The organism is Ruegeria sp. SCSIO 43209 (assembly GCF_019904295.1).
Classification (GTDB): Bacteria; Pseudomonadota; Alphaproteobacteria; order Rhodobacterales; family Rhodobacteraceae; genus Ruegeria.
Genome location: NZ_CP065359.1, coordinates 2865867 through 2889805 on the forward strand (window position 1 = coordinate 2865867; position 23939 = coordinate 2889805).

General features: G+C 57.0%; 25 protein-coding genes. 9 read left to right on the top strand and 16 right to left on the bottom strand.

Features of this window, described 5'->3' with window-relative positions; genetic code table 11:
- Positions 1–28 precede the first annotated feature (28 nt).
- Entirely contained in the window at positions 29–721 is a 693-nt protein-coding gene (locus I5192_RS14340) for a YafY family protein (protein ID WP_170406614.1), read from the bottom strand.
- 104 nt (positions 722–825) lie between these two features.
- Here I5192_RS14340 and I5192_RS14345 point away from each other — a divergent pair, with 104 nt between their 5' ends.
- On the top strand, positions 826–1017 hold the full coding sequence (locus I5192_RS14345) for a hypothetical protein (RefSeq protein ID WP_170398761.1): 192 nt from the start codon (positions 826–828) through the stop codon (positions 1015–1017).
- A 2-nt stretch (positions 1018–1019) separates the two neighbouring features.
- Here I5192_RS14345 and I5192_RS14350 read toward each other — a convergent pair whose 3' ends face one another.
- Entirely contained in the window at positions 1020–1667 is a 648-nt protein-coding gene (locus tag I5192_RS14350; protein ID WP_170406617.1) for an RluA family pseudouridine synthase, read from the bottom strand.
- Positions 1668–1764: 97 nt separating this feature from the next.
- On the opposite strand from I5192_RS14350, the gene I5192_RS14355 reads away from it, so the two are divergent.
- A complete protein-coding gene (locus I5192_RS14355; protein ID WP_170398766.1) occupies positions 1765–2175 on the top strand; it encodes a nuclear transport factor 2 family protein in 411 nt (136 codons plus the stop codon).
- 8 nt (positions 2176–2183) lie between these two features.
- Complete coding sequence (locus I5192_RS14360; RefSeq protein WP_223117123.1) at positions 2184–2882, top strand: SGNH/GDSL hydrolase family protein; 699 nt, start codon at positions 2184–2186, stop codon at positions 2880–2882.
- Here the strand turns inward: I5192_RS14360 and rarD are convergent.
- The 9 genes from rarD to I5192_RS14405 all read right to left on the bottom strand — a co-directional run bounded on the left by rarD (position 2879) and on the right by I5192_RS14405 (position 13597).
- Positions 2879–3784, bottom strand: a complete 906-nt coding sequence (gene rarD / locus I5192_RS14365; protein WP_170406626.1) for an EamA family transporter RarD — start codon at positions 3782–3784, stop codon at positions 2879–2881. The genes I5192_RS14360 and rarD overlap by 4 nt on opposite strands.
- A 258-nt stretch (positions 3785–4042) precedes the next feature.
- On the bottom strand, positions 4043–6496 hold the full coding sequence (locus tag I5192_RS14370; RefSeq protein WP_170562366.1) for an FAD-dependent oxidoreductase: 2454 nt from the start codon (positions 6494–6496) through the stop codon (positions 4043–4045).
- Between the two features lie 89 nt (positions 6497–6585).
- Complete coding sequence (locus I5192_RS14375) at positions 6586–7566, bottom strand: GlxA family transcriptional regulator (RefSeq protein ID WP_170406633.1); 981 nt, start codon at positions 7564–7566, stop codon at positions 6586–6588.
- A gap of 9 nt (positions 7567–7575) precedes the next feature.
- Positions 7576–8469, bottom strand: coding sequence for a homocysteine S-methyltransferase family protein (locus tag I5192_RS14380; protein WP_170514791.1), 894 nt, complete (start codon positions 8467–8469; stop codon positions 7576–7578).
- 13 nt (positions 8470–8482) lie between these two features.
- Entirely contained in the window at positions 8483–9529 is a 1047-nt protein-coding gene (locus I5192_RS14385) for an alcohol dehydrogenase family protein (RefSeq protein ID WP_223117124.1), read from the bottom strand.
- Positions 9530–9553: 24 nt separating this feature from the next.
- Positions 9554–12004 carry an FAD-dependent oxidoreductase gene (locus I5192_RS14390; RefSeq protein ID WP_223117125.1) on the bottom strand — a complete coding sequence of 817 codons (2451 nt, stop codon included), beginning with the start codon at positions 12002–12004 and terminating at the stop codon, positions 9554–9556.
- Between the two features lie 15 nt (positions 12005–12019).
- Positions 12020–12400, bottom strand: coding sequence for a GFA family protein (locus I5192_RS14395; RefSeq protein ID WP_170611289.1), 381 nt, complete (start codon positions 12398–12400; stop codon positions 12020–12022).
- A 4-nt stretch (positions 12401–12404) separates the two neighbouring features.
- Positions 12405–13028, bottom strand: coding sequence for a LysE family translocator (locus tag I5192_RS14400; protein WP_170646731.1), 624 nt, complete (start codon positions 13026–13028; stop codon positions 12405–12407).
- Positions 13028–13597: a helix-turn-helix domain-containing protein gene (locus I5192_RS14405; RefSeq protein ID WP_170732514.1), complete on the bottom strand. Its 570-nt coding sequence runs from the start codon at positions 13595–13597 to the stop codon at positions 13028–13030. Before I5192_RS14405 ends, I5192_RS14400 begins: the two co-directional genes overlap by 1 nt.
- A gap of 117 nt (positions 13598–13714) precedes the next feature.
- On the opposite strand from I5192_RS14405, the gene I5192_RS14410 reads away from it, so the two are divergent.
- The gene (locus I5192_RS14410; protein WP_223117126.1) at positions 13715–13999 is read left to right on the top strand and encodes a DUF1294 domain-containing protein; all 285 of its coding nucleotides are present in this window, start codon (positions 13715–13717) and stop codon (positions 13997–13999) included.
- Positions 14000–14010: 11 nt separating this feature from the next.
- Here I5192_RS14410 and I5192_RS14415 read toward each other — a convergent pair whose 3' ends face one another.
- On the bottom strand, positions 14011–14463 hold the full coding sequence (locus tag I5192_RS14415) for a GAF domain-containing protein (protein WP_170406656.1): 453 nt from the start codon (positions 14461–14463) through the stop codon (positions 14011–14013).
- Between the two features lie 75 nt (positions 14464–14538).
- A complete protein-coding gene (locus I5192_RS14420) occupies positions 14539–15711 on the bottom strand; it encodes an acetyl-CoA C-acyltransferase (RefSeq protein WP_223117127.1) in 1173 nt (390 codons plus the stop codon).
- A 101-nt stretch (positions 15712–15812) separates the two neighbouring features.
- Here I5192_RS14420 and I5192_RS14425 point away from each other — a divergent pair, with 101 nt between their 5' ends.
- The 3 genes from I5192_RS14425 (at position 15813) to ggt (ending at position 18413) form a co-directional block, all read left to right on the top strand.
- A complete protein-coding gene (locus tag I5192_RS14425; protein WP_170398809.1) occupies positions 15813–16151 on the top strand; it encodes an STAS domain-containing protein in 339 nt (112 codons plus the stop codon).
- A gap of 55 nt (positions 16152–16206) precedes the next feature.
- The gene (locus tag I5192_RS14430; protein WP_370644320.1) at positions 16207–16623 is read left to right on the top strand and encodes an ATP-binding protein; all 417 of its coding nucleotides are present in this window, start codon (positions 16207–16209) and stop codon (positions 16621–16623) included.
- Between the two features lie 212 nt (positions 16624–16835).
- Positions 16836–18413, top strand: a complete 1578-nt coding sequence (gene ggt, locus I5192_RS14435) for a gamma-glutamyltransferase (RefSeq protein WP_223117128.1) — start codon at positions 16836–16838, stop codon at positions 18411–18413.
- 24 nt (positions 18414–18437) lie between these two features.
- On the opposite strand, the gene hspQ is transcribed toward ggt, so the two are convergent.
- A complete protein-coding gene (gene hspQ, locus I5192_RS14440; protein WP_170398818.1) occupies positions 18438–18764 on the bottom strand; it encodes a heat shock protein HspQ in 327 nt (108 codons plus the stop codon).
- An 80-nt stretch (positions 18765–18844) separates the two neighbouring features.
- On the opposite strand from hspQ, the gene I5192_RS14445 reads away from it, so the two are divergent.
- Together I5192_RS14445 and I5192_RS14450 are read left to right on the top strand one after the other, a co-directional pair.
- The gene (locus tag I5192_RS14445) at positions 18845–19726 is read left to right on the top strand and encodes an AEC family transporter (RefSeq protein ID WP_170562336.1); all 882 of its coding nucleotides are present in this window, start codon (positions 18845–18847) and stop codon (positions 19724–19726) included.
- Positions 19727–19786: 60 nt separating this feature from the next.
- A complete protein-coding gene (locus I5192_RS14450) occupies positions 19787–20368 on the top strand; it encodes a lytic transglycosylase (RefSeq protein WP_170425842.1) in 582 nt (193 codons plus the stop codon).
- Positions 20369–20383: 15 nt separating this feature from the next.
- Here the strand turns inward: I5192_RS14450 and I5192_RS14455 are convergent, their stop codons facing one another.
- Both I5192_RS14455 and I5192_RS14460 read right to left on the bottom strand, forming a co-directional pair.
- Positions 20384–20980 (bottom strand): outer membrane lipoprotein carrier protein LolA, encoded by a 597-nt coding sequence (locus tag I5192_RS14455; protein WP_170398828.1) that lies wholly within the window; start codon positions 20978–20980, stop codon positions 20384–20386.
- A 39-nt stretch (positions 20981–21019) separates the two neighbouring features.
- Complete coding sequence (locus tag I5192_RS14460) at positions 21020–23938, bottom strand: DNA translocase FtsK (RefSeq protein WP_223117129.1); 2919 nt, start codon at positions 23936–23938, stop codon at positions 21020–21022.
- Between the last annotated feature and the right edge of the window lies 1 nt (position 23939).

The window sequence follows — 23939 nt, forward strand, 5'->3', positions numbered from 1 at the left end:
TTGAGTGAAATCGGCGAATACCTGCCATTCAGGCGACCCCTTTGGAGCTATCCCAGCTGTTCTGCTCCTGCCAGATCGCGCGCAGAGGTTCCCCTTGCCCGCAGAAATGATCCTCGGTCAGTTCGCATGCCCAGATCCGATCTGTGCGGAAATGGCGAAACCCGTTTCGCAGCTCGCACCACGCGGCCAGCATGGTGCATTCTATGTGGTAGATCAGGGCGACGGGCCGTATCGTGCGCTCGGTACGCTCATCTTCCGAATTCACGTAGGTGATGCGAATTTTACGTTCAGCCCGGATCGCTTCGCGATAGTTCACGACGGGCACACATCCCTTTTCCGGATCATCCATCGGTGCACCCCAGGGCGCAACCTGTAGCCAGTCGGCCGGCGCGCGCAGGGCCTCGATCTTCCGACAAACTCGGTCAGCGGCCTGTTGCAAGGTGCTGTCACCCGTGCGGGCCAGCATCGACAGGCCCACCCACAGGGCCTCAACCTCTTCCGCATCGAAATTCAATGGCGGCAGATCATAGCCGCGCCGCATCAAGTAGCCAACACCCGCTTCGCCTTCGATTGGCGTACGCTGGGCCTGCAACGCGGCAATATCGCGGTAGACGGTGCGCACCGAAACCTCGAGCTTGGCGGCCAACGCATCGGCCGTCACGGGCGCTTCAGCAGCACGCAAGATCTGAATGATTTCGAACAGACGTGTCGATCGGCGCATCCGGGTCTCCTAAAGATCTGCTGACAACTTAGCACACCCCCCTGACAAGGTGGTGTCAGGAGTGTTGGGCGAAGATTGGGCAATTGCAATTCAGGAGATTGACCATGCCCTACCTCGACAATCACGTCATGATGACCTTGAAACTGGATCGCTGGTCCCAAGATCACGTTTTGCGCGGATTCGAAATCGAACGTGAAATTGCCGCCGCACGGGAACGCCAAGTTATACGCCCGGTCAAACGCACCAGGCGGTTTTCGCTGGGAAACCTGAAGATGCTTTGGACCAGTAACGCTTAGAATCAGAACTCGGCTGGCGCGCGAAATTTCATCGACACCCCGCCTTCGGGATTTTTGAGGCGCAGTTCTTCCGAATGAAGCATCAACCGCGGGAAGTCGCGCGCCGCGCCATCGGCATAAAACGGATCACCCAAGATAGGATGCCCCAGCGCCTGCATATGAACCCGCAACTGGTGCGATCGTCCGGTCTTGGGAGACAGGCGAACACGCGTTGTCTCGCCCTCGAATTTAACCACGCGCCAATCCGTAACAGCAGGCTTGCCGGTGTCGTGACAGACCATCTGACGGGGGCGATTGGGCCAATCGACGATCAGCGGCAGGTCAACCGTTCCCGTTTTTGGTTCTACCCGCCCCCATACGCGCGCGACATAAGTTTTGCGGGTCTGGCGATTTTCGAACTGTAGCCCCAGATGCCGCTGGGCATGCGGCGTCTGTGCAAACACCATTACACCGGATGTATCCCGATCCAACCGATGCACCAGCAACGCTTGTGGAAACGCAACTTGCACGCGGGTTAGCAGACAATCAGCAAGATGCGCGCCCCGCCCCGGCACCGATAACAAACCCGCCGGCTTGTTCACCACGATCAATTGCGTGTCTTCAAACAGCACATCCAGAGGAGAGTTTGGGGGATCATAGGTTTCGCTCATGCGCGCTTGCCTATCTCAGGCGGCCCCCTCCCGCAACGTCGTCCTTGCGTGAGTGAAAAGGTTCAGCAACTCTTTGGTCAACAAGAGGGAAGACGGTATGCACCCGACGATCAAACGAATGCAAGAAGTGGTGGCCAAAGGCGATGAAGGCCTGATCCAAGAGTTGCTGGCCGAAGATGTGCGGTTTTCACCACCCACTTACTACAGCACCTGGACCGGGCGTGAACCTGTTGCAGCGGTTCTGGGTCATGTGGGTCAGGTGTTTTCCGAATTTCAGTATCGTCGGATCATGGGCGACGGCGACGATTGGGCATTGGAGTTTCAATGCAAAGTCGGTGCCTTGGACGCCGTGGGTGTAGACTTGATCACGCTGAACGCAGACGGACTTATTCAGGAATTTGAGGTCGTCATGCGTCCTTACAAGACCGTCGGAGCCTTGCGCGAAGCCATGATGGCACGAGTTATGAAAGATGCGCGCTTTCTAAAGTTCAAAGATGCGCTGAGCTAACGGTTCCTTTGCCTGTTGCCGCCGATCAGATTCTCAGAATTCCGCTTTTGCCTGTTCTCGCCATTCAGGGGATCGCGGTAAGACGCAATGCGCAATTTCTGCCAGAACCGACTGGTCCCCGCCAAGGGCGTGCAGGGCGCGGGCCCAGACTGCGCTTGTTGATCACTGGGGACAGCTCGGCCGCTGGCGTTGGGGCGGGCACACAAGGCCAGGCACTATCCGGGCAACTGGTCGGCCAATTGGCAAAGCGTTATACTGTGGAATGGCGGCTTGAGGCGGCCACCGGGCATACCACTCAAAACACAATTGAGCAGCTGCAAGGGCTTTCCGTACAGTTTGATGTAGCCATAACGGCGCTGGGTGTGAACGACGTGACCCGAGCGGTAAGTAGACAGAGCTTTGAGGACCACCAAGCACGCCTATTGGACCTTCTGACCGGGCCGATGAAAGCCCGGCAGGTGATCGTGTCTGCGGTTCCTCAGATGGCGCGTTTTCCCGCTCTGCCTCAGCCGCTCGCCTGGTTTTTGGGGCAACAGGCTGCAAGGCTGGATCACGGCTTGCAGACGGTGGCTGCAGCATATCCGCAAGTTTCACATCTGGCGCTGAACCTGCCCGATGACCCGGCGCTCGCCGCGCCGGACGGATATCATCCAAGCCCCAAGGCCTATGCAATCTGGGCGGAACAGCTTGCCCAGCTCATTCGCTAGGCCTGAGACCGTATTTGCCGGATCATCGGGATAGAATACACAATCAACCCGGCCCAGATCAGGGGGAACGCGATCAATCTTGCCTGATCAATACGCTCTCCGAACAACGTGATCGCGGTGATAAAAATCATCGTGGGCGCGATGTACTGCAGGATACCCATCGTCGACAGACGCACCAGTTTGGCCCCATTGGCATAAAGCAGCAACGGAATTGCAGTCACCAGCCCCGCGCCCGCAAGCAGCGCAGTGTCTGACACGGCTGCTCCAAAATGCCCGGCACCACTTGTTCCAAGCCAGGTGACGTAGGCCAGGGCGGGTATCAGTAGAATCAGGACTTCCAACAAAAACCCTTGGTTGGGCCCGATCGGGAGTGAGCGCTTGAAGAACGCATAAAACCCCCAGCTGAACATTAAGCCCAAAGCCGCCCAGGGTAAGCTTCCCGCCTGAAACACCAGTACCAACACCCCCAAAGCGGCCAACCCGACCGCAACCAACTGTGTTCGGTTCAGAGGTTCACGCAGCAATATCGCACCCAACGCAATGCTGAACAAAGGGTTGATGTAATAGCCCAAAGCCGCGTCCAGCGCATGCCCCGATGAAATCGCCCAGACATAAATCGCCCAGTTCACCGAGATCAGCGCCGCTGTAATTGCCGCCATACCCAACATTTTGGGATTGCGAAGTGCAGTTTTCAGATCGCCGGTCCGCCCGAGCGCTATCAGCAGCAGCCCGGCCACCGGCACCGACCAGATCACCCGATGCGCGACTACCTCGATCGGGCCGATATGTTCCATTGCTTTCATGTAAAGCGGCAGGAAGCCCCAAAGCACATAGGCCATCACAGCCAACGCCAGCCCTTTGGGCGTATCGGTATTGTTTGGTGGTACGCGGGTGTCTGCCACAGCGAGTCTCCGACTGATACCGTGTTTCTCTACGGCAAATCAGATGGGCTTGGGAACTATCAAAACTGTGAAGCAGGGCATCAAAGTTTCTGATAGGTCGCGCGTTCTGCAGCCAACCTATATGCGAAGCGCTGTCTCACGCTCATGGATATTGTTGGCCAGATGAGCAGGTGATCCCTTATTCATCTGGCCACAAATACTCTCGCGAGCGTCGCCCGGTACGGACGGTGGGGCAGAGCCTACCACTGTCGATGTTTTCTAGACTTTGACCCGCTCGGATTTCGCATCATACATCGGTTTCAACGACGCCTCTGCCTGGACTTTCACACCACAGACATCGATCTCATAGGTCGAGGCCAGCACGTCTGCAGGCTTTTCGCCCTCGCAGGGCACATAGCCCAGACCAATGGCACCACCCAGCGTGTGACCATAATTGCCCGAGCTAAGGTAACCTACATATTCACCATCGCGCACGATTGGTTCGTTGTGGAACAACAGTGGTTCGGGATCAGTCAGTCTAAACTGGACAAGCCGGTTCTTGGGCCCGCTTTCCTTTCGGGCCATCACCGCCTCGCGACCGATGAAATCGCTGCCTTTGTCCACTTTGACGGCAAATCCCAATCCCGCGTCGACCACGTGATCCTCGCAGGTGATGTCATGACCGAAATGGCGAAAACCCTTCTCGATCCGGCAACTGTCCATCATGTGCATGCCGCAGAGTTTCAGGCCCATATCTTGTCCGGCTTCGTGCAGCGCCTCAAAAACATGACCTGCCATGTCGGACGACACATAGATCTCCCACCCTAGCTCACCCACATAGGTCACCCTGTGGGCGCGAGCGAGACCCATACCGATCTCAATCTGTTGTGCCGTGCCAAAGGGGTTAGTCCTGTTCGAGAAATCAGCGGGCGAAACCCTTTCAAGCAATGCACGCGCATTCGGCCCCATGACGGCCAAAACGCCCTCGCCAGCGGTGACATCGGTGATAACCACATTGAAGCCGCCTGCATGACGCATCATCCAGGTCTGATCCGCCAATCGGGTCGCCGCGGGGGTGACGACCAGGTAGGCGGTCTCAGTCAACCGTGTGACCGTGACATCTGCTTCGATCCCACCGCTACGGTTTAGGAATTGGGTGTAGACGATCTTGCCATTGGGCACTGAATAATCGCCGCCGCCGATATAGTTCATGAATTTCTCGGCATCCGGCCCTTCGACGCGGATTTTGCCGAAGGACGACATGTCATACATGCCTACATTTTCGCGCACGGCACGGTGTTCGGCAGCCGAATTCTCGAACCAGTTCTGCCGTTTCCAGCTGTATTGATACTCCCGTTCCTGCCCTTCGTTGGCAAACCAATTGGCGCGCTCCCACCCAGCCAATTCGCCCATCACGGCACCCTGCTCGATCAGGTGGTGGTGAAACGGTGTCCGGCGCACACCGCGCGCGGTGGCCTTTTGGCGATAGGGATAGTGGTCGGCATAAAGCAGGCCGAGCGTCTCTTTCGAACGTTCAAAGAGGTACTGTTTGTTGCCCTGAAACGGCTGCATGCGACTGATGTCAACATCGCCCAGATCGAACGGTTTCTCGCCCGAGTCCATCCACTCGGCCAGTGCCATACCGGCACCACCCGCCGACTGAATACCAATCGAATTGAACCCTGCAGCGACCCAAACGTTATCCACCTCGGGGGCGAGTCCCAAGTGATAGGCATCATCCGGCGTAAAGGATTCGGGGCCGTTAAAGAAGGTGTGAATCCCCGCCTCGGCCAACATCGGCATCCGATTGCAGGCCGCTTCGAGTATTGGTTCAAAGTGATCGAAATCCTCTGGCAACTGGTCGAATTCGAAACTGTCGGGGATGCCGTTCATCGCCCAGGGTTTTGCATTTGGCTCAAACGCGCCCAGCAGGATTTTTCCGGCATCCTCTTTGTAGTAGGCACATTCATCCGGTACGCGCAGCACCGGCAGTTGGGTCAGCCCGTCGATCCCTTCGGTCACGATATAGAAATGTTCGCAGGCGTGAAGCGGCACGTTCACTCCTGCCATCTTACCAACCTCGTGGCCCCACATGCCCGCACAGTTCACCACCATGTCGCATTCGATATGGCCCGAGGCACTGCCATCATCTGCAACCCAATCCACGCCGGTGACCTGACGGCCCTGCTTGACGACATCGGTAACTTTCACACGTTCCTTGACGATGCCACCGCGTTGGCGCGCACCTTTGGCCAAAGCCAGTGCAATGTTTGCCGGATCACCCTGCCCATCGAGCGGCAGGTAGACCGCGCCTTTGACCCCTTCGAGGTTCAGATGGGGATACAGCTCTTGCACACGATCATTGCCGATCTCTTCGACCTCAACCCCGAAAGCACGTGCCATGGCGGCCTGACGATAGATCTCTTCCCTGCGCTCTTCAGTCAGCGCCACCGTGATCGATCCGCAACGCTTGAACCCTGTGGCAACGCCAGTTTCTTCCTCAAGTGCGCCATAGAGTTCCTGACTGTACTTGGCCAGCTTGGTCATGTTTGCGGTCGCGCGCAGTTGCGCAATCAGACCTGCAGCATGCCATGTGGTGCCGCTGGTCAGTTGCTTGCGCTCAAGCAACACAACATCGGTCCACCCTTTCTTGGTAAGGTGATACGCGACCGAGCATCCGATGACGCCGCCGCCGATGATGACCACACGGGCCTTGGTGGGAAGATCAACCATCCTGATGTCTCCGCTGTCTCAGGTTTTTTGCAAAATGCCATGAAGGATCGACAAAAAAAGCATCAAAAACGTCATCTCAATCGCGAAAATCACCTATATTCTGCACGTCTTTTTTGACGTCTCAGAACAAACGGAGTGACGCCAAAGACGCTTTTGTAAACGGATGAGAATCCGTTTGGAAAGCCGCACACCAAGCCGATTTCCCGCACGCTCATCGTTGTGTTCAAAAGCAGGTTGTTGGCTTTGGCCAAGCGCATTTCTCGGTAGAATCCGTTTGGAGTGGTTGCGAAAGTTGCCTTGAACTTGCGCTCAAGCGATCTGTTCGACACGTGTAACATGTCAACGATCTGATTGATCGGTAACGGTTCTTCGATATTCGCCTGCATCAGCTTGATACATTGATCCAGCTTTGCGTCACCTGTGGCTGTATTCCGAGCGCCCGAAAACGGCTGCATGGATGAGAAATCGCGGATGTTCTCATGCAGCATGATATCCGCAACTGTCATCTTGGCGGCACCCGAAATGTGCCGCCCAATCACCGCCAGTGCCACATCCGTCGTTGCCTCCATTCCCGCGCAGGTGACCACCGAACCCTGTTCGGTCGCAATTGAAAGCTTGGCCTCAAAACGCGCGCCACGTTCGCGTAAGAAAGAGGCGTTTTCCCAATGGGTTGCCATATGATCAGCGCCGTTTTCATCGATGTACCTGCTTGCCGCTTCGGCCAGCAAAAAGACCTGGGCTCCCCGGTATGTATAGTCGGGCACGACGCGACCTAAAGAAAGCTCTGGCTGATCCGGATCCGAGTTTCCGATCACAAACAGATAATCCGCATCGGGCTGCGCAGGTATGGTTTCGGTCGACACCGTCGCGCAACTGCTGCTTTCAACAGGCCCCCCCTTTCGGGACCGGTAAGTGAATGTGAACGGAGGATGCGCGCAAACCCGGTTGGCCAGGCGCAACACATCGACCAACGAGGCCAATTCAAGCAACACGAAACCGGGTGCAACCAGAATATCGAAATGCTGCTGATCCCGATCTTTTCGCCGTTCAGGTTTGTTGCGGATCGACATGAGGCACACTCAAACAATTGTGTGCCCGGCCGCACGTAAACTGTCGGCAAGGGTTTCGATATGATCTGGCCCAACTTCGCAGCAACCGCCAACAATCGTCGCGCCCTGCGCCACCCAGCCCATGGCATGCTGCGCATAGGCGTCAGGGTCTAGGTCATGACGGCTTTCCAGAGAGTCAACCGTCGGGGCATCCTTCAAAAAACCGTCTTTGATACCAGTAAAGCCATTGGCATAAGCGCCGAACGGGCGACCCAGCTTTGCGATGATCTCCAGTGCAGCCGGAATCGCTTCCGGGCGCGCGCAGTTGATCAAAACGGCCTCGGGGGCGTAACGCGCAACAAGCGGGGCGATGTCCTCCAGCGCTTCGCCTGACCGCAATCGCGTGCCGTCATCATCCATAACCGACATTGCCAGCCAGACGGGTTTGCCGCAATTCTCGGTACCGCGAAGCGCACCTTCGGCTTCCAGAACCGAGGACACGGTTTCGATCAGGAATAGATCAACCCGGTCTGCCATCAGTTGAGCCAGCTCGGCAAATTTTTCAGCCGCATCGTCTGGGTCGGGATTCAGATCGGGCCGGTAGCTGGCCAAAAGCGGACCAAGCGCACCAGCGATACGACCGTCAGTTCCCGCGCAAGCCTGCTCGGCCCGCGAAAGAGCAGCCTCGATCAGAAGTGGCATCTGGTCTTCGATCCCCTCACGCACCAGCCGCGAGCGGTGAATGGCATAGGTATTCGTGGTGGCAATCGTCGCGCCACTGCGGAAATAGGCCGCGTGAACTTCGGTCAGCAAGTCAGGTTTGTCGATCATCACCCGCGTTGACCACAAAGGCGTGGGCTGGTCACCGCTGCGTTTCACCAGTTCCTGCCCGATCGAACCATCTAAAAGCGTAATGTCAGCCATCTACCCCCCCCTTTCACGGTATTAATACCAGTTTCCCGGGCAAGGTCTTGGACATAAAATCCTCTTGCGCCTGAACAATGTCACGCAACGGGTAGGTTTTTGAGATCAAAGGCCTGATCTGACCTGCATTCATCAGCACAACAAGTCGGCCAAAGACTTCGGGAGGCTGATGGGTGCAGCCATGGATTGTGATGTCGCGCAGATAGATGTCTCGCAAATCGGCGCTGACTATGGGGCCAGCGATTGCACCTGACACCGCATAGTGCCCGCCGGGTTTCAGCGCCAGTATGAGATCGGGCCAAGCCGAGCCGCCCACCACATCGATGACGACATCGAACATATCCTTCGGCAGTTGCGCATCCCGGTCAAAGGTTGCCGACGCCCCCTGCGCTTTGACCACATCCGCCTTGGCAGCGCTTGTCACCCCCCAGACCGTCGCTCCTCGTAGCGCCGCGAGCTGGACCGCGGCGAGGCCCACACCGCCTGAAGCCCCTGTAATCAGCACTGTGTGGCCCGCCGACACACCAGCGCGAGTCAGCAGGTTTTCTGCAGTCCCAAACGCGCAGGGAATAGCGGCGATTTCCACGTCTGAAAGGGGCGAGGCGGTCACATCATAAAGATCACCCGCGTCGACCAGACAGTATTGGGCAAACGCTCCGTCGATTTCTGAACCAAGCGCAATAAAACCATGCGGTCTACCTGGCCCCGGGCGTGGCAAGTTGATAGGACAAGTCACGCGTTGTCCGGGCTTGAACGCTGCCCCCGGTCCAGCCTCTTCGACAATCCCACACAGATCACCGCCTTGGATGCGGGGAAAGTGCAGCGCACCTCCCCACCCGCCGGCATCAACCTGCTGATCTACCGCATCCGTCGATTCTGTAACATCCGACGAGTACCAGCCGATCCGCGTGTTGATGTCGGTGTTGTTCACCCCGGCAGCGGCGACGCGCACCAGAACCTGCCCTGGACCGGGGGTCGGAACGGGGACGTCTTCCCGCCATTCCAACACCTCAGGACCTCCATGGCCAGTCAGATATACGCCTTCCATCTGCCGGGTCATATCAGCGCCTTTCTGTCGTAGGGGTCAGGCCCTCAACCGTTCATTTGCAGGATCCCAGAGCGGCTGATCCTCCTGAACAACAGCACGACATTTCTGTCCGTAGATTTCAACCTCTAGCTCAGTTCCCGGGACAGCCAGATCTGCGCGCACCATGCCCAGCGCGACCGAGGCACCAATGCGATACCCCCACGCACCCGATGTGGTTTCACCCACGATCTCATCACCGCTCCAGATGCAGGACATGTAAGGCGCATCGACCTCACCTGCGTCCACGATCAGAGTGACAAAGGACTTTTTAACGCCTTGCTGTTTTTCGTTCTGAATGGCTGCTTTGCCAACAAAATCCTGCGGTTTATCGAGCTTGACAAAGCGCCCCAAACCACCTTCCAGCAGAGAGTAATCCGTGCTTAGGTCGCCTTTCCACGCACGATAGCCTTTCTCGATCCGCAGCGAATTCAACGCATACATGCCAAAGGGTTTCGCTCCGGCAGCCAGCACAGCTTCGTAGATGGCGGGCATCGCATCATTTTCAGCATGGATTTCCCAACCCAACTCACCCGCGAAAGATACACGGATCAAGAAGGCATCCTGCCCGGCAACTTTGGCGAATTGGTGGGTCAGCCACCCTTGCTGCAAATCTGCATCGGTGATGCCAGACAATACATTCCGCGTCATCGGTCCGGTCACGATCAGTGTGTCGCGCTCGGTTGTGGTTTCCCGAACGGTCACACCTTCGGGCACCGAATTGCGGATCAAATCACCATCGTGCCACTGTGCCGTGGCAGCGGTGATTAGGACGAAATTGTTCTCAGCCAGACGGATACAGGACAGCTCGGTCAGAATGCGCCCTCTTTCATCCGAGACATAGATCAGATTCATGCGCCCTGCTTTAGGGATACCTCCGGTACAGAAGCCACGCAGCCAGTCATCCGCCCCCTCGCCTTGTATCCAGAACCGCGAGAAGCCCGGCAGATCCAGCACCCCGCAGTGATCGCGCACGGCTTCGCATTCTTCTTTGACCCGTTGCTCCCAGGGGCCCGAACGTCCCCAGGTATGGGTGGCTTCCAGTGACGTGTCATCGCCGGTTTGCGCAAACCAGTTTGCGCGTTCCCAGCCGTTGTACGCGCCCATGACACCGCCCAATTCCTTGACCTTGGCGTGCACAGGCGAGACCTTCTTGTCGCGTGCGGCAGGCCATTCGTGATGTGGGAAATGCATGGCGTATTCGTTGCCGTAGACTTCCATCCCTTTCTGATTGCAGTAGTCTTGATCGGTGTAGTCGGTGTAACGACGCGGATCGACGGCCCACATATCCCATTCGGTGTGACCATCGACGATCCATTCGGCCAGAACTTTGCCTGCACCACCACCTTGGGCGATACCGAAAGTGAAGGTATGAGCCTCGAACGCGTTTGTCACACCCGGCATCGGGCCTATCAACGGCAGACCATCTGGCGCATAGGGGATCGGGCCATTGATGACGCGACCAACGCCCGAGGTTGCCATCAGCGGAACCCGTTCCATCGCATCGGTGACGATATCCTCGATCCGGTCCAGATCATCGTTCCACAGTTGGAAGCTGAAATCCTCGGGCATCGGATCATCCTCGGTCATCCAGTGGCCCTTGCAATTGGGCTCATAAGGGCCAAGGTTGAAGCCATTCTTCTCTTGCCGCAGGTAGTACGAGATATCGACATCGCGCAGCAGCGGCAGCTTCTTGCCACCATTTTCTTTCGACCACGCTTCGATTTCGGGAACTTCGTCAGTCAGCAGATACTGATGGCTCATGACCATGGCCGGGACGGTTCGGCCGCCAAAGGGTTTGAACCATTCCCCTACGCGCTGCGCATAGTAACCGGCGGCGTTCACCACATAATCGCAGGCAATATCACCCTTTTCGGTATGCACGGTCCATGTGCCGTCGTCCTGCTGTGTCACACCGGTTGCCGGGCAGAATCGGATAATCTTTTGCCCCATATCCCGCGCTCCCTTGGCCAGAGCCTGAGTCAGCTGCGCCGGGTCAATGTCACCATCGGTCGGGTCATACAGAACGCCTTCAAGATCATGGGTCTCCAGGAAAGGATAGCGTTCCTTGGCCTCTTCCGGAGTCCACATCTCCATCGGGATGCCTTGATAGCGGCCCATGGACATGGCCCGTTCGAATTCCTGCATCCGCTCCTTGCTGTGCGCCAGACGAATTGACCCAGAAACGTGGTAGTTCATCGGATAGTCGACCTCGTCCGCGAGGCGCGAATACAGTTCGGTCGAATAGCGCTGCATGTTCATGATCGCCCACGAGGTCGAAAACGTCGGAACGTTACCCGCCGCGTGCCATGTCGAGCCTGCGGTCAGTTCGTTCTTTTCCAGCAGAACACAATCCGTCCAGCCCTTCTTGGCCAGATGATACAGCGATGAACAGCCCACAACGCCGCCGCCGATGATGACCACACGGGCCTTGTTTGGAAAATCACTCATGTGTTTGGTTCCCTATTAGTGTGCCCGCTGGGGCAGGTCGTCTTTGATGTCATAGTAATCGCCCTTGTCTGCCACAAAGATGTGCTGGGCGAGTTTCAACCCGGTCGGCTCATCCAATGAGCCCACGGAAATTGCGATCGTGTCCTCGTCATTGTGCTGCCAGAAGAGGAACGAGCCACAAGCGCGGCAAAATCCGCGCTTGGCAATGTCAGAGGCGCGATACCAGCCCAGCGTTTCGCTGGTGGTAAAGCGGAGATTGTCCTGATGCGTAACGGTCGAGGCCCACAGATGACCCGACTGTTTGCGACACTGCCCGCAATGGCAGGCATTTGGTGGCGTGAGGTCTCCGTCAACAACAAAAGCGACCGCGCCGCACAGGCAGGAACCGGTATGCATGTCTTTATCCCCTCGCTGTCGGCGTCGAACTGGCACCCAGCAAAACGCCATAAATGATGAAACAGGTCGCCATCACGCGGCGTACCCAGATATTGAACACCGCCCCCAACGCAGCCTTGCCCATCAGCGCCCCCAGCGAGGTGAACCCGGTATAGCTGAGCGTCGTGATGACCAGTGCCGTCGGCATGATCACCGCCATCTGCTGCCAGATGGGTACATTCGGCTGCACAAATTGCGAAAACGCCGCAAGGTATCCGGCGACGCTTTTGGGGTTGATCGTGGCAACAGCCAACGCGTGAAAGTAAACATGCCGCGCCGGACGCTCTGACGCCGGAGCGGGTTTCGCTGCGTTCATCCAACCGCGAATGCCCATCCAGATCAGAAACCCGGCCCCGATCAGCTTGGCGACAAAGAAACCTGTTGGCGACGCGGCAATCAACGCAGTGATCCCCACTGCCGAGAGGATCAGGAACGCACTTGCCTGCGTTAGAATAGCCAGTACACCCAGCATAGCTTTTGGGAATGGCAGGCTCATCCCATTTGAGATGCAATTAACCGCATTCGGCCCCGGGGTGGTCACGAACACCACCCAGAACAAAGCGAATATGGTCCAGGCCTCGAAACTCATCAGTACACCGGCGGGGCGATAACCCAGATGGCCACAGCGGGCTCATCAAAGGGGTTGGACCAAGTGTAGGGCTCGTGCTTGATCCGGAAGCTATCGCCGGGGCCGACCTGAAAGCGGCGCGAGCCGATCGTCAGTTCCAGACGGCCTGAAACCATATAGCCGACTTCCTGCGTCGGCCGGTTTGCCGGGGTCTGCATCTGCGAATGCGGCTCAAAGGTCGAATGCACCATCTCGAAATCGTCGGTCAGGTCAGGCGAAAGCAGTTCTTCGATCAACCCTTCTTCGCCAGAGCCCATCGGGCGACGGGACCCTGCCCGCACAATATACCCTTGCTCATCCACCGGCGCAGCGGAATGGGCAAACAGCATCGACATCGGCACACCCAGACATTCGGCAATCTGGCGTAGATCCGAAATCGACGGCTCGGACATGTCACGCTCGACCTGGCTGAGCCAGCCAACGGACCGATCCAATCGGTTGGCGATCTCAGTCAGAGTCAGCCCGCGCGCCTTGCGCAGTGCGCGCAGATCGGCACCGAGGGATGCGCTATGAGGGGCTTGCGAATTCAAGTTGCGCTCCGAGTCTGTGTGAAATTTTCTGTTACTTTTTCACGGTGCCTCGAATCGGTGAAATTTCCAAGCATTTTTTCACTTGGGTCTGCAAATTTAGTTGGCTATGCACGGTCCATGTGGATTGCCGTAATCTATCTTTGGGCCATTAATACCCTGACTTTGATGGCGTTTGGCTGGGATAAGCTGCGCGCGCGCCGTAGAAGGCGACGCATCCCCGAGCGGCGCTTGTTGTGGTTGGCGGCACTAGGTGGCAGCTTGGCCGCGCTACTGGGGCGCTGGATCTTCGGGCACAAGACCCGCAAGCGCGGTTTCTCGGCTTGGCTATACACGATCACAGCGTTTCAGGCCGGGCTTTGCTATCTGATTATGTCCCGAGATCTTGGCGCATTTTGGCGATAGCTCGGAACCCTCTAACGCGCAAATACATCCGTTAGAATAGCACCAAGTGCGGTCGCATCATCTTTGGTAAACGCGTCGGGCTGGTCGCTGTCGATATCAAAGACAGCGATCACGTTACCATTCGCATCCCGCACTGGTAGAACCAACTCGGACCGAGTGGATGACGCACAGGCGATATGGCCGGGGAAAGCATCAACATCCGAAACCAATTGCACTTGCCCTGTACGGGCAGCCGCACCACACACACCGCGTTCGAAAGGGATTACAAGGCAGCCATGCCCCCCCTGATAAGGTCCGATTTTCAGTACCTCGGGCTCGGTTACGCGGTAGAACCCTGTCCAATCGAAACGGTCGTCGGAGTGATGCACTTCGCATGCAACCGTGGCCATCAGCGCAACCTCGTCGGTTTCACCTTCGGTCAAGGCGGCAATGGTTTTGGCGAGTGTGTCGTAGTCGGCTTTCATGTTGGTAGACCTTGCATCCGAGGAACTGCGGGCGCTGCCGCCAATTCCCCGGAGTATTTGCAAAAAGACAAAGCGTCAAACGCGTTCTATTGCGATGGCCGTCCCTTCTCCGCCGCCGATGCAGATTGCCGCGACACCGCGCTTGAGGTTCCGCTTTTCCAGCGCATTCAGCAGCGTGACCATGATCCGGGCCCCAGAAGCGCCAATCGGATGGCCAAGCGCACATGCCCCGCCATTCACGTTCACGATCTCACGCGACAAGCCCATTTCGTGCATGAAAGCCATGGGCACAACGGCGAAGGCTTCGTTGACCTCCCACAGATCGACATCTTCTTTTTTCCAACCGATATGGCCCAACAATTTCTGCGCCGCCGGAACCGGAGCAGTTGTGAACAACCCCGGTGCCTGCGCGTGACTGGCGTGGCCAAGAATCCGTGCGCGCACGGTCAGGCCCTGCTGTTCTGCCGCCTCTGCCGAGGCAAGCACAAGGGCGGCTGCGCCATCCGAGATCGAAGAAGAATTGGCTGCCGTTACCGTTCCATCCTTGCGAAAGGCTGGTTTCAGTGTGGGTATCTTCTCGGGCCGCGCCGATTTTGGTTGCTCATCCGCGTCCAGCACAACCTCGCCTTTACGAGTCTGAATCTTGACCTGTGTAATTTCCTGGTCGAACGCATTATTTTCCTGCGCGGACAGCGCGTTCGAAAGCGATCGCAGGGCGTATTCGTCCTGCGCCTCGCGCGTGAACTGATAGGATTCGGCACAGTCCTCGGCAAACGTGCCCATAAGCCGACCTTTGTCATAGGCGTCTTCGAGCCCGTCCAGAAACATGTGATCGACGACCTGCCCATGTCCGATCCGGGCGCCACCGCGCATCTTGGGCAGCAGATAGGGCGCGTTGGTCATGCTCTCCATCCCGCCAGCGACCATGGTCTGAGTATGGCCCAAAGCGATCTGATCAAACGCGATCATTGCGGCCTTCATGCCTGAACCGCACATTTTGTTGAGCGTTGTGGCAGGTACATCTTCTCCCAGACCGGCGGCAAACCCAGCCTGACGCGCCGGGGCCTGTCCCTGGCCGGCAGGCAGGACGCAGCCCATCAGCACCTCATCCACGGTCCGAATGCCAGCACCCTCCAGCGCTGCGCGGATAGCAGCACCGCCCAGATCAGCAGCGGCGACGCCGTCAAACATGCCCTGAAAGCCGCCCATTGGTGTACGCGCGGCACCTGCTATCACAACCTCGTTCATCCGAAATCTCCTTGAACTTTCCAGCCTATGGATACCGAATGGTAAGAATTACCGTCTAGCGTATTTCTACCATCATTTTGCATTGCCAAAGGCGGACGAACATGGGGCTCAGCAGCGAGATCACCGGCGAGACACAGATAATATCCGTTCATTGTGATCGAATTGATGCCGCAATGGCGATTCAATTCAAGGAAGATATGCGCGCGGAAACCCAAACCCATGCCAAACGGGTGGTGTTGGATTTGTCTTCTGTCGAATTCATCGACTCCAGCGGTCTGGGCGCCATTGTCGCCTCGATGAAACAATTGGAAAAAGGGCGCAGATTGGATCTGGCCGGCTTGCGCCCGATCGTTGAAAAAGTGTTCCGCCTGACCCGCATGGACACCGTGTTCAGACTGTTCAAATCGCTGGATGAGGCGATCGGCGCTGGTGCAGACTGACGATCGGCAGAGGTGGAACAGCGTGTGCTCGAATTGCAAACAAAACTGCCTGGAGGTGAGCTTTCCCGCGACACAAGTGCAGGCCAGCGCAGGGATCGCGGCGTTAAGCGCACGGCTGGCGGCGCAGGGATTGCCGGAAAGCAAAGCAGATGACGTAAGAATCGCGCTGACGGAAGCGATCAACAACGTGGTCGAACATGCCTATGCCGGGGTGGCCGCCGCTGACGTTCAAATCGATTGCTCATTATGTGCAAAGAAGCTGGTGATTCAGATCACCGATACCGGCGACCCGATGCCCGAATTGCGGATACCGAGCGGCACTCCACCATCTGTCGACACTGCTTTGCAGGACCTGCCCGAGGGCGGCTTTGGCTGGCACCTGATTCATCAACTTGCCAGCGACATACAATATGAACGCAAAAGCGGCGGGAACCTGCTCTGCTTGCGGTTCGACTTTGACGAGATGCCCTAGCAGGCATCAAATGGCCACAATAAGGCCTAGATCGAACCATTGTCGCGCCGCAAACAAAGGTCATAAGTAAGGGGTAGCTCAGATAGCTTCCCTCGGCGCCTAGCGTCACAGCCCCCACCCAGTGAGCGGCGCCGAGGACCTCCTTCCTCTGATAGCATTGGACAATTCCCAGCTGCGGCTTAGTGTCTGCGTGTTTGCAGAAGGAAAGACCCATGCGCGATTTTCACAAGACGGGCCGTTCTGAAGTTTTGGCAACCGAAGGGATGTGCGCAACGTCCCATCCGTTGGCCGCCAAAATCGCGCTGGATATTCTGCAGCAGGGCGGCAATGCCATGGACGCAGCCATTGCAGGCGCAGTGCTTCTGGGAATTTGCGAGCCGCAAATGACCGGCTTGGGCGGAGATTGCTTTGTTCTGTACAATCGCGCAGGCGAGCAGACTGTTCGCGCACTAAACGGTTCGGGTCGGGCCGCGGCATCAGCGGATGCACAGGCATTGCGGGATCGCGGTTTAAATTCGGTTCCCGTGACCAGCCCGGATGCCGTGACAATTCCCGGAGCGGTTGAGGCATTCTGCCGTCTAGCAAAAACCGAAGGTCGGCTGGGCCTGGAAGCAATCCTGCAACCCGCAATCCATTATGCCGAGTCAGGTGTTCCGGTGGCTCCACGCGTTGCCTTTGATTGGATGAACAGCGCGTCCACCCTGCAAGGCGCGGCACGTGATCATTATCTGATTGACGGCAAACCCTTGCAAACCGGGCAGGTTTTTCGCGCCCCCGGTCAGGCAGAAGTTCTTCGGCGCATTGCCCAACACGGTCAAAAGGCATTTTATTCTGGTGAGATTGCCGATGACATGCTTGCGGCCCTGTCCGATCTGGGTGGAGTACAGACTGCGCAGGATTTCGCGGCCGTGCAAAGCGATGAAACTGTGCCCGTCAGCGGAGATTATGGCGGTGTCGAACTGGTCGAGCACCCACCGAATGGTCAGGGCGCGACGGCAATCCTGTTGCTGAATATCTTGAAGCACTTCGATCTGGCCGCAATGGACCCTTGGGGGGCTGAACGCGTACATATCGAAGCCGAGGCCAGCAAACTGGCCTACGACGCACGCAATCGTTTCATCGCCGATCCCGACCACAGCACGCGGATGGCTCATTTTCTTGCACCTGAGACAGCCGCCCAACTTGCCGCGCTGATCAATCCGAAACGCGCCATGGCTGCCGCCGCTCCCTTGACCGAGTCTGTTCACAAAGACACCGTCTATATCACCGTGGTTGACCGGGATCGCATGGCCGTTTCACTTATTTATTCGATCTACCACGGGTTCGGGTCGGGCATCGCTTCGGAAAAGTTCGGCATTTTGCTGCAGAATCGGGGTGCTGGTTTCAACCTCGAACCCGGTCATCCAAATGAGCTTGCCGGTGGAAAGCGACCAATGCACACAATCATACCGGGAATGTTGCGCGCCCAAGGCCGCATCGCGATGCCCTTTGGCGTCATGGGAGGTGCCTATCAACCAACCGGACACGCTCGGCTAGTGTCAAATCTCACGGATTTCGACATAGAGCTGCAGGAAGCCATCGATGCGCCTCGGGCATTTGCAGATGGGGGTGTTCTGAAAATTGAGCGAGGCTATTCCGATGCCGTTCTGCAACAATTATCCGATATGGGGCACACTGTCCAAATACCGGAAACGTCTCTGGGTGGTGCGCAAGCCATTCGAATCTGTTCAAACGGAGTTCTGGAAGGTGCTAGCGATCCCCGTAAAGATGGTTGCGCATTAGGCTACTGACACACGCCATTATGACGGACATATTCAGTTCAACTGAAAGTGCAGCGGATAAGATCCATCCTGAAACGGGCCGAACATGTTGGGGATATCGGGATGGTCTACCGGCTCACCCGATTGGTCCTCAACCAGATTTTGTTCTGAAACATAAGCGACATAGAAGGATTGATCATTCTCAGCCAGCAAATGATAGAACGGCTGATCCTTCAGCGGGCGACTGTCTTCAGGAATGGCCTGATACCATTCCTCCGAGTTCGAGAATTCCGGATCGACATCAAAAATAACCCCTCGAAAAGGGTGTCTACGGTGTCGAACCACCTGTCCCAGGCGGTACTTGGCTTGTGTCTTTAGCATTGTTTCGGCCCCCAAAGCATTTAGTACATCTTTTCGGGCAGAAAAGCCAACCAATGAGCTGAAATTCGGGGAAACAGTCTGTGAACCTACTCCTAACAGTGTTCGAAATCGTTGCCCCGGTGTTCCTTCTGGCCGGGATCGGGTTTGCGTGGGTCAAGCTCGGCTTCGAGTATCGGTTACAATTTGTCACGCGGTTTGCGGTGACGCTTGCAGTGCCCAGCCTGATCTTCGTAGCCTTGATGCAAACCGACATTCCTGGCGGTGAATTGACCGTTTTCACGCTCGCTGCGATTGCATCACATGTTGCTTTGGCGGTGGTTTTCTGGGTCTTTGTACGTGCCTCAGGGCTTGAGCAGCGGACCTACCTGTCACCTCTTATCTTCGGTAACACTGGGAATCTGGGCCTGCCTTTGTGCATCTTTGCCTTTGGACAGGCTGGGTTGGGTTTCGCGGTGATCTTTTTGGCCGTAACCGCTCTGTTTTCTTTTACCTACGGTATCTATCTGGTCGCGGGGCGTGGCGCCTTTGGCAAGGTTCTGCGCGAGCCGATGGTCTGGGCCACGCTGTTGGGGGCATTGTTTCTGTGGCGTGGATGGCAGACGCCACTGTTTCTAACCAACACGCTGGAACTGTTGGGCCAGATGGCGGTGCCTATGATGCTGATCACCCTTGGGGTCGCGATTGCACGCCTGACAACACAGAAGCTGCAACAGGCTATATGGTTGTCCTTGCTGAAACTCGCGGTGTGCTTCGGGTTGGGCTGGGCTCTTGCCATCAGTTTTGGACTGGGTCCTGTAGCCTTCGGAGTTCTGGTTTTGCAAATGTGTGCGCCGGTCGCCGTCACCTCATACCTGCTGGCAGAGCGGTTTGATGTGGATTCCGACGCGGTTGCAGGCATGGTCATGGTCTCGACAGTATTGTCGGTCGCCGCATTACCGATAATTCTCGCTATTATTCTGTAACGATTGTGATTTCCTCAGAGCTCAATCTGCGCTAGAATAAAGAAAAAAGGCACGAGGCACATGAGCAGAATTCTTTTCGTACTCTTCGGGGTGCTGCTTTTGGCATCCTGTGGTGGCGGGTCCAAACAGCCACCGAGCAGACTGAATGACGCGTGCAGCATTGCGCGCGAAAAACCCGATTATATCAAGGCCTTCAAAAGCACCGAGCGCAAATGGGGTGTCCCCGTTCACGTTCAGATGGCCACGATTTACCAAGAAAGCCGTTATCGCGCAGATGCGCGCACACCGCACAAATACGTGCTGGGCGTCATCCCGATGGGTCGCCAAAGCAGTGCTTACGGCTATGGTCAGGCACTTGATGGCACGTGGGAGCAGTATCAACGCGAAACCGGCAAACGCCGCGCCAAGCGGGATCGCATCCGTGATGCATCGGATTTCATTGGCTGGTACATGAACAAAAGCTATGAGCGGAACGGGATTCATCCCACCGACGCGCGTAACCAATACCTGGCCTATCACGAAGGGCAAACCGGCTACGCGCGCGGCAGCTACAACAGCAAATCTTGGCTGTTGAACGTTGCGAATGATGTAGACGCCCGAGCGCAACTGTATCAGGCGCAGCTGGCGAACTGCCGTTACTAAACAAACCCTGTCAGGTCAGCGATCGTCTGACCTGATACGGGTTTTGCTTGAAAACACGCTGGAATCGAGGTTTCCGCCTTCAGTCAACGGCCCCAGCAGTACGGTCGTTTGACTTCCAGCGTTATCGTGGATCACCCATTTGCGCAGCTCAACCGGATTGGATGTAAACATTAACTCGATCCGCCCGCTTTCCGGGTTCTTGGGGTCCTGAGCCGTCACAACCGTGGCGGTCCCGTCAAAATCGTGCCCAACAACCATATTGGCTTGCCCCAGATTGACATTCCGCGCCAACACCAGTGACAGCGGTGTGCGTTTCAGCGGGTACTGTTCGGGCGGCTGATTGGATTTCGGGTCAAAGATCTGCACCGTCCCCGACCGCGCCAAAACTACCGCGCTGTTGGGCGGATCATATTCGAACCGCATTTTTCCGGGCCGCTCGAGCCACAGCTTACCGGTGCTAAGCGATCCGTCATCATTCACCTGCGTGAATGTGGTCTGAACCGTCTTCATCTGGTTCAGGTAGTTAGAGATTTGCGACAGTGGCAGCTTTTCAGCCGCCCACGCGGCGGGCGCAGCCAGTGTCAGAGCAAGGGCAAAAGCAATCTGTTTCATAGGACCCAGATAGGCGTTCTGCCCTTGTTATTAAATATCTTACTGCTCGGGGACGAGGATTTCGCGTTTTCCAACGTGATTTGCCCCGGAAACAACGCCTTCGTCCTCCATCTGCTCAACAAGCCGCGCAGCTTTGTTGTAGCCAATGGCAAGTTTTCGCTGAATGTAGGACGTCGAGCATTTGCGATCTTTGATCACAATCGCCACTGCCTGGTCGTAAAGGGCGTCTTCTCCGTTCGTGTTGCCACCCGTGTTCAGGCCCAGAACAGCGTCGATATTGTCAGCCTTTTCCTCGGCCGGGCCATCTACCACGCCACTCATGTAGGCCGGCGGGCCGAACTGTTTCAGGTGGTTGACGATTTCTTCGACCTCTTCATCCGAGACAAACGGACCGTGACAACGGGTGATCTTCGCCCCGCCCGCCATATACAGCATGTCGCCCTGCCCCAGAAGTTGTTCGGCACCCATCTCGCCCAAAATGGTGCGACTGTCGACTTTCGAAGTCACCTGGAACGAAATACGGGTCGGGAAGTTCGCCTTGATCGTCCCGGTGATCACATCAACAGAGGGGCGCTGAGTGGCCATGATCAGGTGAATGCCCGAGGCCCGCGCCATCTGCGCCAGACGTTGAATGCAGGCCTCGATCTCCTTGCCCGCAACCATCATCAGGTCAGCCATCTCGTCGACGATCACAACGATATAAGGCATTGCTTCGGGCGCGAATTCTTCGGTCTCGAACATTGGCTCGCCGGTTTCATCGTCAAAGCCGGTCTGGACCGTGCGGCTGAACATCTCGCCCTTGGATAGCGCATCCTTCACGCGGCCATTGTAGCCCGCGATATTGCGCACGCCCATTTTGGACATTTTGCGATAGCGATCCTCCATCTCGCCCACGACCCATTTCAGGGCCACAACCGCCTTTTTCGGGTCGGTCACAACGGGCGAAAGCAGGTGCGGGATACCGTCATAGACCGACAGTTCCAGCATCTTGGGGTCGATCATGATCAGGCGGCACTCATCCGGCGTTAGCTTATAAAGCAGCGACAGGATCATCGTATTGATTGCCACCGACTTACCGGAACCAGTCGTACCAGCGATCAAGAGGTGAGGCATTTTTGCCAAGTTCGCCACCACGGACTCACCGCCGATATCCTTGCCCAACGCCAAGGGCAGCGCATGATTACCATCGCCGAAATCGCGACTGGCGAGGATTTCGCGCAGCACCACCATCTCACGGTTTTCATTGGGCAGTTCAATGCCAATAACCGAGCGCCCCGGTAGAGTTGAAACCCGCGCGGACAAAGCCGACATTGAGCGCGCGATATCGTCGGCCAAACCGATCACACGGCTGGCTTTTAAACCCGGTGCAGGCTCCAATTCGTACATGGTCACAACCGGACCGGGGCGGACACTTACGATCTCGCCCTTGACGCCGTAGTCATCCAGCACGTTTTCCAGCATCCGCGCATTTTCCTCGAGCGCCTCATCGCTTAGGTGATGGCGTTGGATGCTTGCAGGGTTGGACAGAAGGCCCAGCGGTGGCAGTTCGAAGTCGGAATGCCGTTCCTCGAAAGAAAGTGTCGGCTGTGCTTCGGCTTGCGCCCTGCGCGAAGGTGGAGGAGTGCGTCGGACCGGTTGAGCTACTACAGGTTTACGCGGCTCAGCGACAGGAATCTTGACAGCCTGTCTCGGTTGGAGCGCGGGTTCGGGGGCATCATCAAACACGGCCTCATCATCATAGTCCGGTTCGGAAACATAGTCCTGCTGCATCCAATTATCAGCCTCGGAGTCAGCCGCCAGCGTCTCAACATCAGATCCTGCTGTCAGCGGTGGTTCGGGGGGCAAACCTGCAGAGGTCATCGGGGGTTCGGGCGGCAACTCGTCTGCCGCGCCAGAGTTCAAAATCAACGGGTCAGGTCCCCTGCCCCGCCCTTTGGTCAATGGCAAGTTGGGATCGGGTTCGGGCGTTAGCACACCAGCGGCCACTTTACGATTGCGCACAGCGGCGGAAATCTTGGACCGGATGCGATCCTCACCCGGCATGTCGTAATACCCTTCGACCGCAACGTTTTCGACCAACTCAGGCTCGGGCATTGGGTCAGGACGACGGATCAGGGAAGGCATCCGAGCCAGAAGGCCTGTCTTGGCGACAGGTTCCTGCGCTTCAATCTCAGGGTCTTCAAAGACCGGATCAGCGTAGGCCAGGTCGTCGTCAAAATCCGCCTGAACCGGAACTGCACGTTCGGCCTTGCGCTCGGCCCATTGGGCCTTCCGGTCCCGTGCTGCCCGCGCTGTCGCCGATGCCCCGCGTCCCAGCGCGTTCATCAACAGATCATAGGCCATGACCAGTCCCAACAGAAACGCCCGGAAGCCATTGCGAATGTCCGCTTTGCCGAAACCCAACACGAATACACCCAGAGCCAGCATACCGACCGCCATCGCCAGCGACATCAGCTTGACCAGGAAGTGCGATGAGATCGGCAACAAAGTCAAAATCGCGCCCATCACTGTATCGCCGAATAGACCACCCAAGCCATAGCTGTGCGTCGTCCGCCATTCGGCACCCGGTACCAGAGTCGCTGCATAGACAGCCAGAACGGCGATCCAGATCGGCGCAAAAATCAGGCGGGCAATGGCACGGTCTTCACCTAAATGACCTGCAAATCGAACGCCCCAAGTGATCAGCACCAAGGCGACACCCAAGCTGCCCCAACCCACGATCATAAACAACGGCGCGGCAATCGAGGCCCCGACGCGCCCCATCCAGTTTTGCACGGGCGCATCGGTCGAAACCATCCAGTTTGGATCATCGGGCGTATAGGACCAGATCATCGCTGCAGCGGCCAACCCTAACAGGATCAAAGCGATCCCGATCAGTTCTTTGCTACGCCGTTCAATGGCGGCTTGCGTGTTGCTGTCCAGCAGCGGGTCACGGTTTCGCGCGTTATATGATGCCATT

Coding starts and splice junctions, on each gene's coding strand:
- I5192_RS14455 (WP_170398828.1), bottom strand. CDS start 20,980: ATGAAACAGATTGCTTTTGCCCTTGCTCTGACACTGGCTGCGCCCGCC.
- I5192_RS14340 (WP_170406614.1), bottom strand. CDS start 721: ATGCGCCGATCGACACGTCTGTTCGAAATCATTCAGATCTTGCGTGCT.
- I5192_RS14415 (WP_170406656.1), bottom strand. CDS start 14,463: ATGAAAGCCGACTACGACACACTCGCCAAAACCATTGCCGCCTTGACC.
- I5192_RS14400 (WP_170646731.1), bottom strand. CDS start 13,028: ATGAGTTTCGAGGCCTGGACCATATTCGCTTTGTTCTGGGTGGTGTTC.
- I5192_RS14385 (WP_223117124.1), bottom strand. CDS start 9,529: ATGACCCGGCAGATGGAAGGCGTATATCTGACTGGCCATGGAGGTCCT.
- I5192_RS14450 (WP_170425842.1), top strand. CDS start 19,787: ATGAGCAGAATTCTTTTCGTACTCTTCGGGGTGCTGCTTTTGGCATCC.
- hspQ (WP_170398818.1), bottom strand. CDS start 18,764: ATGCTAAAGACACAAGCCAAGTACCGCCTGGGACAGGTGGTTCGACAC.
- I5192_RS14425 (WP_170398809.1), top strand. CDS start 15,813: ATGGGGCTCAGCAGCGAGATCACCGGCGAGACACAGATAATATCCGTT.
- I5192_RS14420 (WP_223117127.1), bottom strand. CDS start 15,711: ATGAACGAGGTTGTGATAGCAGGTGCCGCGCGTACACCAATGGGCGGC.
- ggt (WP_223117128.1), top strand. CDS start 16,836: ATGCGCGATTTTCACAAGACGGGCCGTTCTGAAGTTTTGGCAACCGAA.
- I5192_RS14345 (WP_170398761.1), top strand. CDS start 826: ATGCCCTACCTCGACAATCACGTCATGATGACCTTGAAACTGGATCGC.
- I5192_RS14355 (WP_170398766.1), top strand. CDS start 1,765: ATGCACCCGACGATCAAACGAATGCAAGAAGTGGTGGCCAAAGGCGAT.
- I5192_RS14370 (WP_170562366.1), bottom strand. CDS start 6,496: ATGGTTGATCTTCCCACCAAGGCCCGTGTGGTCATCATCGGCGGCGGC.
- I5192_RS14380 (WP_170514791.1), bottom strand. CDS start 8,469: ATGGCTGACATTACGCTTTTAGATGGTTCGATCGGGCAGGAACTGGTG.
- I5192_RS14390 (WP_223117125.1), bottom strand. CDS start 12,004: ATGAGTGATTTTCCAAACAAGGCCCGTGTGGTCATCATCGGCGGCGGC.
- I5192_RS14375 (WP_170406633.1), bottom strand. CDS start 7,566: ATGTCGATCCGCAACAAACCTGAACGGCGAAAAGATCGGGATCAGCAG.
- I5192_RS14410 (WP_223117126.1), top strand. CDS start 13,715: ATGTGGATTGCCGTAATCTATCTTTGGGCCATTAATACCCTGACTTTG.
- I5192_RS14395 (WP_170611289.1), bottom strand. CDS start 12,400: ATGCATACCGGTTCCTGCCTGTGCGGCGCGGTCGCTTTTGTTGTTGAC.
- I5192_RS14460 (WP_223117129.1), bottom strand. CDS start 23,938: ATGGCATCATATAACGCGCGAAACCGTGACCCGCTGCTGGACAGCAAC.
- I5192_RS14350 (WP_170406617.1), bottom strand. CDS start 1,667: ATGAGCGAAACCTATGATCCCCCAAACTCTCCTCTGGATGTGCTGTTT.